At 45.9% G+C, this 15569-nt stretch carries 11 protein-coding genes; all 11 read right to left on the bottom strand.

Annotation, left to right across the window (positions count from 1 at the left end):
- Positions 1–3: 3 nt before the first annotated feature.
- Positions 4–681 (bottom strand): ABC transporter ATP-binding protein, encoded by a 678-nt coding sequence (locus tag FHS86_RS00605; protein ID WP_429410032.1) that lies wholly within the window; start codon positions 679–681, stop codon positions 4–6.
- Positions 682–736: 55 nt separating this feature from the next.
- On the bottom strand, positions 737–1078 hold the full coding sequence (locus FHS86_RS00610) for a type II toxin-antitoxin system PemK/MazF family toxin (protein ID WP_429410034.1): 342 nt from the start codon (positions 1076–1078) through the stop codon (positions 737–739).
- On the bottom strand, positions 1065–1277 hold the full coding sequence (locus FHS86_RS00615; RefSeq protein WP_429410036.1) for a hypothetical protein: 213 nt from the start codon (positions 1275–1277) through the stop codon (positions 1065–1067). The genes FHS86_RS00610 and FHS86_RS00615 overlap by 14 nt, the downstream gene beginning before the upstream one ends.
- Before the next feature lie 64 nt (positions 1278–1341).
- Entirely contained in the window at positions 1342–2706 is a 1365-nt protein-coding gene (locus FHS86_RS00620; protein ID WP_429410038.1) for a glycosyltransferase family 4 protein, read from the bottom strand.
- Between the two features lie 28 nt (positions 2707–2734).
- On the bottom strand, positions 2735–3844 hold the full coding sequence (locus tag FHS86_RS00625; RefSeq protein ID WP_429410041.1) for an outer membrane protein assembly factor BamB family protein: 1110 nt from the start codon (positions 3842–3844) through the stop codon (positions 2735–2737).
- A 126-nt stretch (positions 3845–3970) separates the two neighbouring features.
- Positions 3971–5731, bottom strand: coding sequence for a cellulase family glycosylhydrolase (locus FHS86_RS00630; protein WP_429410043.1), 1761 nt, complete (start codon positions 5729–5731; stop codon positions 3971–3973).
- A gap of 178 nt (positions 5732–5909) precedes the next feature.
- The gene (locus tag FHS86_RS00635; protein ID WP_429410045.1) at positions 5910–6719 is read right to left on the bottom strand and encodes a glycoside hydrolase family 16 protein; all 810 of its coding nucleotides are present in this window, start codon (positions 6717–6719) and stop codon (positions 5910–5912) included.
- A gap of 64 nt (positions 6720–6783) precedes the next feature.
- Positions 6784–9033, bottom strand: a complete 2250-nt coding sequence (locus FHS86_RS00640) for a glycoside hydrolase family 3 N-terminal domain-containing protein (RefSeq protein WP_429410047.1) — start codon at positions 9031–9033, stop codon at positions 6784–6786.
- Between the two features lie 83 nt (positions 9034–9116).
- A complete protein-coding gene (locus FHS86_RS00645; protein WP_429410049.1) occupies positions 9117–10553 on the bottom strand; it encodes a PKD domain-containing protein in 1437 nt (478 codons plus the stop codon).
- Between the two features lie 32 nt (positions 10554–10585).
- On the bottom strand, positions 10586–12100 hold the full coding sequence (locus FHS86_RS00650) for a RagB/SusD family nutrient uptake outer membrane protein (protein ID WP_429410051.1): 1515 nt from the start codon (positions 12098–12100) through the stop codon (positions 10586–10588).
- Between the two features lie 24 nt (positions 12101–12124).
- Complete coding sequence (locus FHS86_RS00655; RefSeq protein WP_429410053.1) at positions 12125–15316, bottom strand: SusC/RagA family TonB-linked outer membrane protein; 3192 nt, start codon at positions 15314–15316, stop codon at positions 12125–12127.
- Positions 15317–15569 lie beyond the last annotated feature (253 nt).

Raw genomic sequence — 15569 nt, forward strand, 5'->3', positions numbered from 1 at the left:
GGTTTAATCTCTGAGATGCAATTTTCCGCTGTGCAGTTCATAAACCTGATCCATGCGGGCAGCCAGACCTGGTGAGTGGGTGACTACAACGAGCGTTGTTCCCATTTCTTTGTTCAGTTCGAGCAGCAGCGACGACAGCTTTTCGGCATTGTCCTCATCGAGGGCACCGGTCGGTTCGTCGGCCAGAATGATCGAGGGCTGATTGATGAGCGCCCGCACCACGGCAGCCCGCTGACATTCACCACCCGACAGGGAGGCAGGTTTCTGAAAGCGCTGTTCCCATATTCCGGTTCGTTTCAGAAGGGCCTCGGCCCGTTTCGATGCTGCATCCACATCGTTGGTAAACGGAAGCACCGGCAGCAAAATGTTCTCCCACAGCGTGCACTGGGGCAACAGATGATGCAGCTGAAACACCATCCCTATTTTCCGGTTTCTGAATTCAGCCTGTTCGCGTGCCTGAAGCTGTCCAATATCCACACCATCGATGTTTACGCTACCTTCATCGGCCTTATCGAGCGTTCCAAGGATGTTGAGCAGGGTTGTTTTTCCACTTCCCGAGGGGCCGACAATGGCCACAGTATGCCCTTTTGGAAAGTCGGCCGAAAGCCCGTTCAGTACTTTGTGTTTAACCAAACCCGAAGCCGAAGGGTACGATTTAGCTATGTTTTGAATGTGTAGCATTTAGGTATATTTGTTGGGTATGAAAGCTTTTTTAAAGTTTTAATAAAACGATTTCTTAACGAATGGAAAGCACTTTCGAAAGACCATTTCTGATTTCATCCATTATAGAAACATTAAGTTCTCCAATTTTTCTTATGAATCGCAACTGAGAAACCGATCGAACCTGAAAACAATCAGCACATGATATTTTTTCCAAAAAGTTGATGGAATCAGGATAAAGTTTTATCATCCATGGTGCAATCGCATAATGATCCTTCCAGTCGGTAATGGGGACAATTACTTTTAACGGAAGTTTCCCTAATGAATTATCATTGACAATTATTACCGGTCGAACCTTTCTAATTTCAGAACCAATTGTAGGTTCCAGATTTATGAGCCATATCTCATTTTGCTTCATAAAAGTCGTCCATATCAATTTTTGTCATTGAAGTTAACTCATAATCCGACTCATAATCAGTTAGCAGAGCACTAGCTGCTTTTTCCATCTTTTGTATGTCTTTGCTCTTGCGAATTGACCGAATGGTTCGTTCAACAATGTAAATTCTTTCCAATGTAGGCAACTCTTCAATTGCCCTGATGATTTCTGAAGTGTTCATTATGAATATTTTATTGCAAATTAAGAAAAATATGGAAAATAAATATTCATTCTTTTCATCCTGATCAATCCTTCTTAATTTTTCTATAAATCTCTACCAGCTTTTCAGCCTGTATGTTAATGTCGAAATGCTTTTCAATGCTGGCGCGTGCTTCCCTGCTGAGTTGACCAATTTTTTCGGGATCATCGAGCAAAGCAGCCCAGGCTTTGGCCAGTGCTTCGGGTGAATTGGGTTCGTAAATAAAACCACCCCCCGCAGTATTTACAATCTCGGGGAAAGCGCCAAGGGCAGGTTGCACCACCGGGATGCCCGATGCCATGGCTTCGGTAAGATATATACCAAAGGCTTCACCGTTCAGAACCGGCACACTCAGAAGCTGTATTTTTTTCAGAAAGCGAAGGCGGTGTTCCCCTTCAAACTCCTCCCAGAAATGCACGTCGAAAGCGATGCCGGCTGCTTCTATTTTACGCTTTTGTTCTTTGATAAAACGCTGATCTTCTCCGGTAGAACCTCCGGTTAACTGAAGTTGTACATCGGAAAAACGTTCTTCCCTTTTCAAAAGAATAAAAGCATCGACCAGTAGCTCAGTTCCGTTTTCGGCGTTCAAACGAGAAAGATAGCCAATGTGACGTTCTTTTTCCTGTGCATTCACATATTCATAATCGGCCGGATCGATACCCAAATGCACTGTATAAAGCTTTTCGCCGGGGAGCTTCATCCATTGTTTAGCTGCTCCCGCAAAAAAATTGCTCACTGCAATAAAGGCATCCACATCGGCAGCACGTTCGCTCATCAGTTTCCATACATGTTCCCTTGCCGAGGGCTTCATCGGATCGACCCAAACATCTTCATCCTGTAGCGAACAAACCACCGGGACATTCAGCTTCTCCTTCATGCGCCGGGCAAGGCCCAGCAACAAGGCATTCGAAAGATGAATCACATCGGGCCTGCAATGTTCGCCTATCCAGTCGATCATTTTATCCAGTTCTTCGCTTTGCGCTCCCTGTTCGCCCAGCAACATCGAGATGGTCATCTCCTCGAGCCCTTTGGCATTGGTTGAACCGGCCATACCGGCCGCGAGCTTCATCAATGGTTTTGAATTTAACAAGCGATCGAACCAGGCAGGTGCCTTTCGAAAAATGGGGTATAACTGTTTCAGATAAATGGAAATGGCACCATAAAAAACCGGAATATCTTCCAGGTCGTGCTCATCGGAAAACAGGGGCAGGTACATGGGAATTTTCACCACCCGGTGCCCCAGGCTTTTCAACGAATCGACAAACTTACTGTCGCGCAGGCAATTTCCACAATAGAAACTTCCCCCCGAGCCGGGAATAATTTGAATGATATTGAGGCCACCCTTCCTTCTTTCCTCTGAAGTTTCTTTCGCTATTTCAAGGTCAGTTTTCATTATCTTGTTTTCGTCCATCTACACTATTTTCTACAAAACACATTTGTTATGGTTGGGAAAAGAAGTAAACATTTCCATCGCTGGCGGCCACTACTATGGTATTTTCAATTACCGCCGGCGTATTGATCACACCCGTCCCCAGCTGGTAGGTCCATATTTCGGAACCATCGCTATGATTCAGTAGCATCAGGTCGCCACGCATATTCACCACCAGCACCTGATGGCGATTGACTACTGTGGAAGCGTCGATGCGACTGCCGGTATTGCGTTTCCAAAGCAGTTGTCCATTTTCGGTATTGAAACAGTACAGAAATTTATCCCGGCTACCGATCAGCACTTTGTCGCTAAGTAACGAGGGAGAAGCGATAAAGGGCAGGTCGTTATCGGGATTCTGGTACCTCCAGATTATTTTTTCCTGCTGAAGGTCGATGCAGGTAAAGCCTCCGTCGTAATCGCCAATGTAGGCCCGATTACCCAGCACGGCAGGTGATGAAGCCACATAGGTAGCTACTTCGATCTTCGCCTGTAACTTGCCTGTGAGCATGTTTACCTGATGCAGAAAGCCGTCGCAACCGCCAAAAACAGCCTGATCGACGCTCAGCGCAGGAGCACTGTTCAGAAAATTATCTGTTTCGTATTTCCAGCGTGAAGCACCGGTTCGGGCATTGATTCCATGAAGGTAATAGTCGTAGCTGCCCACAGCCAGAATTTTTTCTCCCTGGTAGTTTATAAGGGTTGGCGCTCCCATGATCTGATTTTCGCTATGATAGGCCCAGCGTTGTTTGCCTGTTTCCAGATCGAGCGCAAAGAGTGTCCCCGAAAGATTGCCAATAAAAACCAGGCCGTCATCAATCAAAGCGGGTGCTTCAATGGCATTGTCTGTTGCAAAGCCCCATAAAGAGTCACCCTGAAAATTCAGGCAATACACGGTTCCGTTGGTGCTTCCCACCACAATTTTATTGTCATGAATTACCGGTGCCGCCTTAAAAATACCATCGGCATCGAAGGTCCACTGCAGCTGTACCGACTGTGGAAACGAAGCCGAAGTAATTCCGTGTAGTTTTACATTCCCCCGCGAATTAGGCCAGCTTTTGCTTGTTTGCCCAAATAAAGTGGAAGAAAAAAGCAACAATACACCCAGTAATAATTTTCCCATCAAGCTATGTTTTTCTGAATCTTTCAAATTTAAACAATTCAGGATTGCAGAAAAACATAAAGTTGTTAAAACTCGGTTAATTCGCTTTATTACTCCAGCAGTGCTATCAGTTGGCGGCTAATCAATTCATTGTTTCACAAAATGAAGCCCTTTCAGGTTGAAGCCACCTTTGCGTACAAGCACTTTCAGCTGATGGGTACCTTCTGGCAAATTCACATTATCGATGCTAATGTTCTGCCATTCCTGATCGCCTCCCGTTGAAGGTAGTGTAACTTCCAGCTCCTTGTTTCCCGGCAGCTCAAGCCCGATTTTACCCTGCTTTTCGGCCGAAGCATAAGTGATGTTGAGTTGAAAGTTTGCACCCTTCTGAATTGTGACCGTATAGTGCAGCCATTCGCCGGTTTCGGTCCATCCTACATAGAAATCATTATCAATACTGACCGAAATATCGACCCCGTCGTTGCGGTAAGAACGTCCCTTGTTCCAGGTTGTATTCTTTCCGGTTGAAGTCCGGTAATTGGCGGTATCGGAGTCGAAATAAGCCAGGCGATTGGCACCCAAATCGTAATCGACCGCATTGATTTTTCCCGGAATGCTGTGCTTTTTAAAAGCTTTGGCCGAACGGTCGCCCTGCGCCTGACGGAACATGGCATCGATTACATCGTAACGAATGATGCAGTGGTTCAACTTCATCATTTCGGCCTGTTCCATGAGCCAGTCGGCAGCCTGAGCACGATCGGGTTCCTTTCCGTTTCCATTCCAGTAATCGAGCAGCTTTTGATAACCTTCAGTCTTGGGAATAGTTACCGTTCCGGTAACCGAGGCAATCTTTTTGTAGGGCCACCAGGCCCATCCTATCTGGTGTGCTTCGAGCAGGGCAATGGCGTTGGTAAACCAGGTGTTTGAGTTTTCACCCGATTCGCCCAGCCAAACCGGCACCTTGTATTGCTCCCTATAATCAAGAATATACTGAATTTCTGGCAGGCTGTTGTAGTTCCAGTATTTATGAAAGCTCATCACCAGGTTATTGTCGAAAGTGGCCGGGTGAGGCATGTTCTTATAATTGTTTCCCCAACAGTTGCCTTCGATGATTAGCAGATGGTTTTTATCCACTTCGCGAATGGCCCTGATGGTTTCGCCATAAAAGCTCCACAGTAATTCATTTTTTTCGCAGTTACAGCCATTTTTGTTGCCTGCATTGTCGAAATCCCAGTTGGGTTCGTTGATGAGATCGTAGCCTCCCATCCACGGTTCATCCTTATAGCGTTCAGCCAGTTTGGTCCAAAGAGCCATGGTTTTCCGGCGGTTTTCGGCACTCTCCCACAACGACGGTTTTTCAGGATCGTAATCCGAAATGTTGGCATCTTTGCCCTGACCGCCCGGTGCAGCATGCAAATCGAGAATCAGGTACATTTCGTTGGCTTCACACCAGCTGAGCAGCGAGTCGATCATGATAAAACCTTTGGAAAGCCAGGTATCTTCACCCTTGATTGGTTCCTCTTCGATGGGAAGTGTAAACAGCTTATAATGCATGGGCAGGCGTATGGAGTTAAAACCCCAGGCCGCCATTGAGTCGACATCCTGCCGGGTGCAATAGTTCGCCAGCCAGGCATCGTAAAAGGCAAGCATGGCTTCGGTCCCAATTGTTTTTTCAATAATTGATTCAATCTGATGTTGCGGACCGGCGAAGCGTGACGTTTCGAGCATGTAACCCTCCTGCAACATCCAGCCTCCAAGCCCCATGCCACGAAGCAATACTTCCTTACCATTGGCATCTTTTATAACTTTCCCGCTTGCATGCAGGAATTTGTTTTCTGACCTGACATAGAAGGACAAAAGCAGAGCGACCGCAATCAGCATCATTCTCTTTACTTTAATAGCATTCATTTTCTTGAATTTACGTATTGGTTACCCATCGAATAAAGCACAAAGGTTGCCGTTCATAATGAAGCAGCAACCCCTGGACAAACATGTCGCTAATGACATGGTAACATCTAATTTAACCTATGAAAAACTAATCACTATCGATTTAAACTAACTGAAAATATCATTGATCAAGATGCTTCTACTGCAAAGAATCTTTCAACTGATAAACCCTCACATACTCAATTTCCATTGTCGCCGGAAAAATTTCTTCATCGATACCTTTTTGTCCACCCCAATCGCCACCGACAGCAATGTTTAATAATAAATGAAAACGTTTGTCGAAAGGCCAAACATCAGGATTATCGGCTTCCTTTTCGAAAGTAAAATAGACCTTGCTGTCGACCAGTCCCCTGATCACTTCAGGTTCCCACTCAATACTGTAAATATGAAATTTTTCACGATTGTCGGGTAGTGAGACTTTGTTATTCCGGTGGGTACCCAGCCTGTGATTGTAGCTGGCTGTATGCACCGAAGCCACGATGGTATCGGGATCGTATCCCACATTTTCCATGATGTCGATTTCACCACTCTGTGGCCACCCTCCATATTCCCAGTCGGTAGGCAGCATCCATATTGCAGGCCATAAACCTCGTCCGTCGGGCAGCTTTGCTTTGATGTCGAAACGACCATACAGCCAATCGCCCTTTTCTTTGGTAATGAGCCTTGCCGAGGTGTAATTCTTCCCTTCCCATGCCTGTTTGCGGGCAATAATTTTTAGTTTTCCGTCGCTTACAATGGCATTGGATAAGTTGTGGGATGTATAATGCTGTAATTCCCGGTTACCCCAGCCCCATTCGTTACCGACAGTGTCGTAACTCCATTTGCTTGAATCGGGTAAGCCTTCATATTCAAACTCATCGCTCCAAACCAACTCATATTTATCAGTTTGCTGTGTATTGCATGAAAAGAAAACAACAGCAAGCAACATTATTATCAGTATATTTCTCATTGGTCAGGTTTTTAATTCGATTGTCTGATTGACTGTTATGCCATTCAAACAATCGAATAAATTATTAATTAATCAGTTCGAATTCAAGCGGTGAGCCTGCATCCGAATTGGTCGCAATCCACAAATTGAACATCCCCGGCTCGCTAAGGTAAGTTTCCCCGTTAAAGAATTCAAAGTCACTTGCACTCAACTCAAAGCTGATGGTTTTTGACTCGCCTGGTGCCAGAATTACCTGTTCATAGGCTTTTAGTTCCTTGATCGGGCGGGTAAGGCTGGCCGCAATGTCGCGAACGTACAACTGAACTGTCTCAGTACCTTCAAGCATCCCCGTATTGGTAACAGTACATGAAGCAACAAGGGTTTCGGACATTGTCATCTGTGTGGTTGACAAAGCCACATCGCTGTATTCAAAAGTAGTATACGACAGTCCATAGCCAAAGGGGAACAAGGGGGTAATTCCGTAGTCGATGTGATGCGATTTAAAGCCCAGCGACAATTGTTCTGAATTACGCGGAATATCATCGATGTACACAATTTGTGCAGGATCGGACGGACGTCCGGTGTTTTTACGGTAATAGTAAAAAGGAATCTGACCGGCCCCTTTAACGAAGGTGACAGGCAGCTTGCCCGAAGGATTGTGTACACCATAGAGCACATCGGCCAGGGCAGGTCCGCCCATGGTACCCGGATGCCATGCATATACAACGGCTCCGCTTGCTTCAATTTCGGGAGCGATGGCCAGCGGACGACCGGCCATTACAACCAGTACAATTGGCTTTCCGGTTTTGGCCAGTTCGGCAATCAGTTCACTTTGAATACCGGGCAGATTGATGATCCCTCTTGAATTCGATTCGCCAGACAAGCCGGATTCTTCACCTGCAACAAATACAATAACGTCCGATTGACGTGCAGCTGCCAAGGCACTGCTGAATCCACTTTTGCTTTTATCACGACTGTATTCCAGTCCGGCACTATATTTCATCTTATTACCCAACAACTCACTAAAAGCTTCGAATGGAGTCACTGAATTGTCACCATCTCCATCAAATACCCAGGTACCCATCTGATCGTGGGGAGCATTGGCCATGGGGCCAATCAAAGCTACCTTTTGCGAAGGATTAAGAGGCAACAATTGTTGCTCGTTTTTCAACAGTACCATGCTTTCGCGTGCCACCTTACGGGCAGCATCGAGATGCTCACTATTCAAAATTACCTTTTCAGCAAGCCCTTCTTCGGTGTAGGGATTATCGAACAAGCCCAGCTTGAATTTAACCCGTAAAATATTGGCAACACTTTCGTCGATCAGTTTTTCATCTATTTTGCCTTCATCGAGGAGCACCTTCAGGTTGTCGTAACAACGTGACGCCATTTCCATATCGACTCCGGCTGCTATGGCCCTGTGGGCAGCTTCCTTTTCATCGGCGGCATAACCATGAGCAATCATTTCTTCAATCGATGCCCAGTCGCTTACTACCATTCCCTTATAATTCCACTCATCCCTCAGGATGGTGCGAAGTGTGAAATAATTGCCACTGGTTGGTACGCCATTCAGATCGTTAAAGGCCGACATAAATGTTAAGCAACCGGCATCGGCTGCTGCTTTAAACGGACGCAGGTGTACATTACGCAACAAAGCTTCGGGAATGTAGGTGGTGTTGTAGTCACGGCCTGCTTCTGAGGCACCATAACCGACATAATGCTTAGCACAGGCAGCAATGGTATGCGGATCGGCCGGATCGCCCTGAAAACCTTCAACCATGGCCACTGCCAGCTGACTTGCCAGATAGGGATCTTCGCCACAACTTTCGGCAATACGGCCCCAGCGTGGGTCCCAGGTAATATCAATCATCGGGGCAAAAGTCCAGTTCACACCGTTTGATGAAGCTTCACGAGCCGAAACCGACATGGCCAGTCTGGCATTATCGGTACTCCACGAAGCAGCCAGGCCCAATGGAATGGGGAAAATTGTTTTGTAACCATGGATAACATCACGGCCAATCAACAGAGGAATTCCCAAACGGCTCTCTTCTACTGCAATGCGCTGCAGTTCGTTGGCGGTAGTTGCCGATGCATCTACATTCAGGAATGATCCAATTTCCCCGTTCTGCAATGCTTCGCTCCAGGTTGAAGGCTCACCCTCGTAATTGGTTTGTACCATTTGACCCAGCTTTTCTTCAAGTGTCATCTGTGCCAGCAATGCTTTCACCTTTTCCTCAACAGGATCGCTCCCGCCTGATTTTACACCAGAGCAAGCAACAATTAGCTGTACTGTAGCAAACAGTACAATCACGGTGATAAAATTTCTCCTTTTCATCTCTTTATTTTCTTTATACAGTAAAAGTAAAAAAGGACAGCAGTTTAGCTGCTGCTGCCCTTTAATTCTGTTCTATCAATTGCTTACTTATCGAACGAAAAATCGTCGAAGAAGAAAATACCAGTTCCGGTATGACCTTCCTGTCCAAACTGGATCACAATTTTATCGTAGTCCTCGCGATCGGCTACATTACTGAAATCGAATTCCAGGTCGAGCCATTTATCCATTTCGAGATTGCCATGAATGATTTCGGTTTGCGTTTCCCAGGCACTTCCACCTTTAGCCGTATTTTGCAATTTAACAGCGAGCTGAGGCTTGAGCTGGTTAATTGAAATCCATTCTCCTGCTACGTCGTTTACCGTTTCATAGTCGTTGTACGATGGAATAAATACTTTAACGCGAATCTTGTTCACCTCGCTAAGATCGAATTTATATCCATCGGCTACATAGAAAATATTGGAATAAAAAGCACTGCTTTTTTCGTAAAGGAATACTTTCGACGAAGTATTGATTCCGAAAGGTGCAGGATTCGACCATGAATGACTGGTGTTTGCACCCATGTCTTCAAAATTGAAAGTAACACTGTTAGCCCCTTCAAAATCTTCGAGCAGCGGCTGGGCCTTTAGTACAATTTCTTCAACTGGTTTAACATTTAATTCCTTAGGAATCAATCTGAACCACCAGCCATTTCCTGGTTCAACCACGCTAACACATTTCACATACAATTCGGTTTCGGTAAGTGAAAGTATTTCGAAAGTTGAAGAACCGGTATAAAAACCGAAGAATGCTCCGTCGCTAAGGGTCAAAGTATTATCCACTTCATTGAGGGTGAAGTTGTAGCTGTCGTTGGTTTGATATGCTACGTCGAAGTCGCCAACACCACCCGGGTTTTCGATGAATTCTCCACCAAGGGCATCTTTACCAGGGCCATTGGTATAAACATAACCGTTGTTGGTCCATTCGAGTTTCACGCCTACCTGGGTAAAAGTAAATTCCTGGGTATAAAGGCTTGAACCGGTTTTGGCTTCGGCCGGTGCGCTCCACCACGAGGGAGTTGCAGCATCGAAAGGTCCTACACCAAAGTGACCGTCGTGGTACTGGTCGAACACCCAGGTTTTTCCTTCCAGGTTATCGGCACCACCGGTAAGGGCAGTATAACCGGGCGTATTCAAAAGTGCCATATCGTCTTCGGCAATGACGAGCTCCTGTGTAATTTGAGCCGATCCGCCCGAAGTATAAAGGGTCATTGTCACCGTATAGTTTCCGGCGAAAGGATATTGCGCTTCAACGCTTTCACCTTTTCCTTTGGACCCGTTTCCCAAGTCCCAGATAGCCACACCCGAAACTGATGAAGTATTGGTGAATTGCAGGATGTTTCCATCACCACTTTTCTCAAACGATAGTTGTTCAGCCGTGGGGGTCGGTCCCAATTCATATTCGTCGTTTTCCATCGGCTCGCAGGCAAACATCACAAAAAGTGATAGTAACACTGCAATTCCTGTTTTCAATATATTTTTCATCTGATTATTTTTTCTATGTTATTGATTCACAACTACAGTGGATTTTGAACCAGTTCAAATTCGGTACCTGCTGTTTTATCAATTTCGCTTTGAGGTATGGGCAGGTATTTCTGACTGTCTTTCCAGGTACGCTGACTTTTATCGTCATTGTCGTTCAACAGATTGGTATCGCCCCAGCGAACCACATCCCAAAATCGAATGCCTTCGCCCAAAAATTCGCGACGGCGCTCCAGCTTGATATTTTCAGCTGTTGCATCGATACCCGGCACTTTTGCACGAACACGAATCTGATCGATACAATCCTGAGCGGTAATTCCACCTACCGGGCTTTGACCATGAACTACAACCAATTCGGCATAATTCAGCAGGGCTTCGGCATATCGGAAAATCCGGAAGTTATTGGCATAGTTTAAATCCTGATCTCCCGGAGGAGGATTGTAGCCTACACGTGCAGCATATTTTGCCATGAACAAGCCGGTATCCTGAAAACGAATGGTATAAGTCTCCTGATCGAATTGGTTGATTGAACCTTCGCGACGGGTATCACCGTCTTCGTACATAGCATAAGCGGAAGTACGTACCGGACCAAATCCCCAGCCACCTTTTGGAGTTCCAACAGGAGCGTCGGCATCAACTTCAAGTGCGTTGGGTGAAATAAAGGCCGGAAGGTTGGTTCCGTAACCCTGCCATCCTGAGGCCCAGTTTTTACCTTCGGGGAGCTGATTGCTTTCGAAAATTGATTCTACGCAGAATTCATTTTCATCGAGCCAAAGGGCTTCAAAATCGTTCAACAAGGAATAAGAACCGCTGCTGATAATTTCGGCCATGTCGGCTGTTACTTCAGCATAGCGAGACTCGTCGTTCTGATACATTACCACACGGGCTTTCAACATAAGGGCTGCAGCACGGTTGGCACGACCAAGGTCGTTACCTGAAACAGCCATCGGCATTTTTCCTTCGGTACAGGCAAAATCGAGATCTTCCATAATTTCGGCATAAATCTGGTCGGCAGTGTACTGAGGAGCTAAGTAAGGCTCTTCGAGCGGTTCTTCAAAATAAGGAATATTGCCCCAGAATTTCCACAGCCAATGCATGTAGTATGCACGCAGAAAATGTGCTTCGGCACGGAATTGTTCCAGTTTTTCAGGATCAACATCCACTGCATTGTCGCAGGCCATAATTACGTTGTTGGCACGGGCCAGTCCGGTATAATAAATATTCCAAAGACCGAAGGGACCTTCATCGGCAGAAGCTGTAAACTGCGACAGCAAATAAAGCTGATGCTGGTCACCTGCATCGCCTCCTCCTTTGTAAATGTCATCCGAACGAAGGTCGGACATCAGCGGAATGCTATTGTAGTTGTTGTTGGCATAACTGTCGAACAGGAGCAACTGATAGCTTGCTGCAAGGTTCGACAAAATGGCTCCTTCGGTGGCAGCGCCACCCGCTTCCTGCTTTTCAGTCGGATAAACTGTCAGGAATTCGTCGCCACACGAGCTCAGGGTGAACAGTGCAGCTATGAGTAATATAATTGGATATGCTTTCATTTTCGATAATGTTTGTTTTCGTGGTTAAAATGTAATGTTTGCACCAATTGAGATGGTACGTGCCTGCGGATAAATACCGCGGTCGATACCAATGGTAGTGTAACCACCTGAAGCAATTTCAGGATCAAACCCGTCGTATTTGGTAAAGGTCAGCAGGTTTTCGGCACTCACATAAAGGCGAAGCTGCTGCACCGATACACGGCGGGTCAACTCAGCCGGCAAGGTATAACCCAGCTGCATGTTTTTCAGTCGGATGTACGATCCGTCTTTGACATAAAGATCAGACGAACGCCAGTTGCTGTTGGGGTTGGCCGATGTCACACGCGGAATCTCATTTGAAGTACCTTCGCCAATCCAGCGGTCGAGAATCCAGCTGGGACGGTTCATTGCAGGAATATCACCACGCTGGGCAAAGTCGAAGATGTCGTTCCCCTGGGTTCCCTGGAAGAAAACATTCACATCGAAGCCCTTGTAGTCGGCACCTAAAGTCAAACCAAAGGTCCAGTCGGGCATCCCCTTGCCAATTTTTGTTTTATCGGCATCGGTGATTTCTCCATCATTGTTGAAATCGACAAAACGCACATCACCAGGTGCTGCACTTGGCAGTAATTTATCACCATTGCTGTTCACATAGGCATCTACTTCTTCCTGATTCTGGAAGATTCCATCGGTTTTAAAGCCATAGAAATAAGGAAATACTTCACCATTTTCACCTTTTACATAGCTGCCAACACCCGATGCACCGGCTGATTCATAGATATTTTCACCTGAAGCATTGCCAAGGTTAATCAGGGTATTTTTCAGGTAGGAAGCATTGGCCAGAATGTGGTAGTTAAACTCGCCTTTTGTGTGACGGTAACCCAGTTCAAATTCCAAACCTTCATTTTCCATGTCACCGGCATTTGCAATGGGGCGTCCCTGACCAACGTAATCAGGAATTGGTTGTTCCATTAACATTCCATTGGTTTCCTTTTTGAAATAATCGAAACCAAAGCTGAGTGAATTATTGAAAAAGCGGGTCTCAAAACCAAGGTCGATCTGTTCCGACTCTTCCCATTTTACATTGGGGTTCGGAATGGCCGCCGGAGAGCTTCCATATTGCATAATACCGGTTTTTGCCTCATCGGCTACACTGTAACCACCTCCAAAGTAGTAGTTTTGTCCACCATCCATGAGGGATGTATAGCGAAAAGCTCCAATTCGTTCGTTACCATTTTTACCCCAGCTGGCACGCAATTTCAAAGCATCAAACCAGTCGGGACGATCTTCCATAAAAGCTTCATTGGTCACATTCCATCCAACAGAAACAGCCGGGAAAATGGCCCATTTGTTTTTGGCTCCAAAGTTCGACGAACCATCACGTCGTACGGTAGCCTGGATGATGTATTTTTCATCGAAGTTGTAATCAACACGACCGAAGAAGGAAGCCAGCGTTGCGGCAGTGTAACCACCGGTTCCGCCCCATACACGTTCATCATCGCGGTCGGCGATGGCCGAATTGATGTTGGCCTTTGTTGGATCGGTTTCAAGCAGATCGTAGTCAACGCCGCCCAGGTTGCGATAGGTATATTTCTGCGCCGACTGACCAGCAACCACTGTCAGGTTATGTACTTCAGCAAAAGTTTTGGTATAGGTCAAAACATTTTCAACCTGCCATTTGAACCCGCGGTTCATTTCGCTTTGCACGGAACTTTGTGTAACCGATTTTCCCTGAGTCGCAAGGAAGTAAGGGAAAGTATAAGCATCGTAACCCCAAAAAGCAAGGTCGGTACCATAACTGCTCTTGAATCTTAATCCTTCTGCAATGTCGATCTCTCCCCAGAAAGTACCAACGAACTTGTCATCGTTGTTCAAACCACTGCTGGGCTGATGCAACATGGCAACCGGGTTGGCAATTTCCTGAAATCCTGAAGGTGGGATTGAGAATACATTTCCTTCTTCATCCTTCACTGCATGTGGATAGCGATTGAGAATATCGGCCGCTGTTTCTTCATCGGCGTAAACGGGTACCAGCGGAGAAAAAGTGAGCGCACTTCCCAATATTGATCCGTATTCCGAATTGGTTTCAATGCCGCTTGACTGACCCCTTGAGTAACCCAGGTTGACACCTGCCCTTACCCTGTTCAGGAAATTGCGGTCGTTGGTTTCAAAAATATTGTAAGTTGAGTTGGTACGAACACTATAGCGTTTGTAGTTCGATTTTCCAAAGTTACCTCCTACAATCCCTTCCTGGTCGTAATATCCAAACGATAGGAAATAGTTTGCCTTGTCGCTTGCGCCGCTCACACTCACCTGATGGCTTTGTACCGGGGCATCGTAATTAAAAGTTTCTTCCTGCCAGTCGGTACCCTCGCCTGCTGCAGCAATTTCTTCATTTGTGTAACGGGGAGCATTTCCATCGTTGATCTGCGATTCATTCATGATCACCATGTACTCTTTGGCATTCAACACCGATCGCTTTTTCCATGGATTTTGCCAGCCATAGTTAAAATCGTAGTTGATGCTTGCATTGCTTTCAGTGCCTGAAGCCTTTCCGCCCTTGGTAGTAATCAGTACCACCCCGTTGGCAGCACGGGCACCATAAATAGCCGCCGAAGCAGCATCTTTAAGAATTTCGACCGATTGGATGTCGGCAGGGTTCAGGTAGTTGATACCACCATCAACCGGCATTCCGTCGACAATGTAAAGTGGTTCACTGTTATTTACAGTACCAATACCACGGATACGAACTTTCGAATCGGAACCGGGCTGACCTGAACTTTGAGTAATCTGAACACCGGCAACCCGGCCTTTCAGCACATCTTCCACCCGTGAAGGTTTGGCCTGGTCGAGATCCTCTTCGGTAACACGACTTATGGCAGCGGTTACCACACTCTTCTTTTGAACACCATAACCAACTACTACCACTTCATCTACATCGAGCGTAGCCGATTCAAGCTGTACATCAATTGAAGTGCGGCCGTTTACATCGATCTCCTGTGATGTCATGCCCACAAAGGCAAACAACAGGGTCACATCAGACTCCTGCAGTGCAATGGAATAATTACCATCCACGTCGGTAATGGTACCGGTGGTGGTTCCCTTCACTGCGATACTGACTCCCGGTAGCGGGCTACCATCGTCAGCCGATGTTACCGTTCCGGTAACTGTATACTGTTGTGCATAAGCTATGCTGTACAGTACAAAAAACATTAATAAAAGCAGTCCTTTTTTCATCAGTTTTTAAATTTGTTAGATCATTGCCATCGTTTCGAATTGAAAAAATGGCTTTACATTTTAAAATTTGCTAATGCGTTAGAAAAATTCTGAATCAAAAGAAGGGAATCGGCATTACAATGTCAAATTAAGTGCTGCAACAAAAACTCACTCTTTGACATTTATTAACACATCAAAAACACATCACTATTTTTTTACTCTACTGATATAGTGTGCTTTATATTTTGATGAAATAGCTCATGTTAAAATAATG

Source organism: Roseimarinus sediminis (genome assembly GCF_050433125.1).
Taxonomy (GTDB): domain Bacteria; phylum Bacteroidota; class Bacteroidia; order Bacteroidales; family Prolixibacteraceae; genus Roseimarinus; species Roseimarinus sediminis.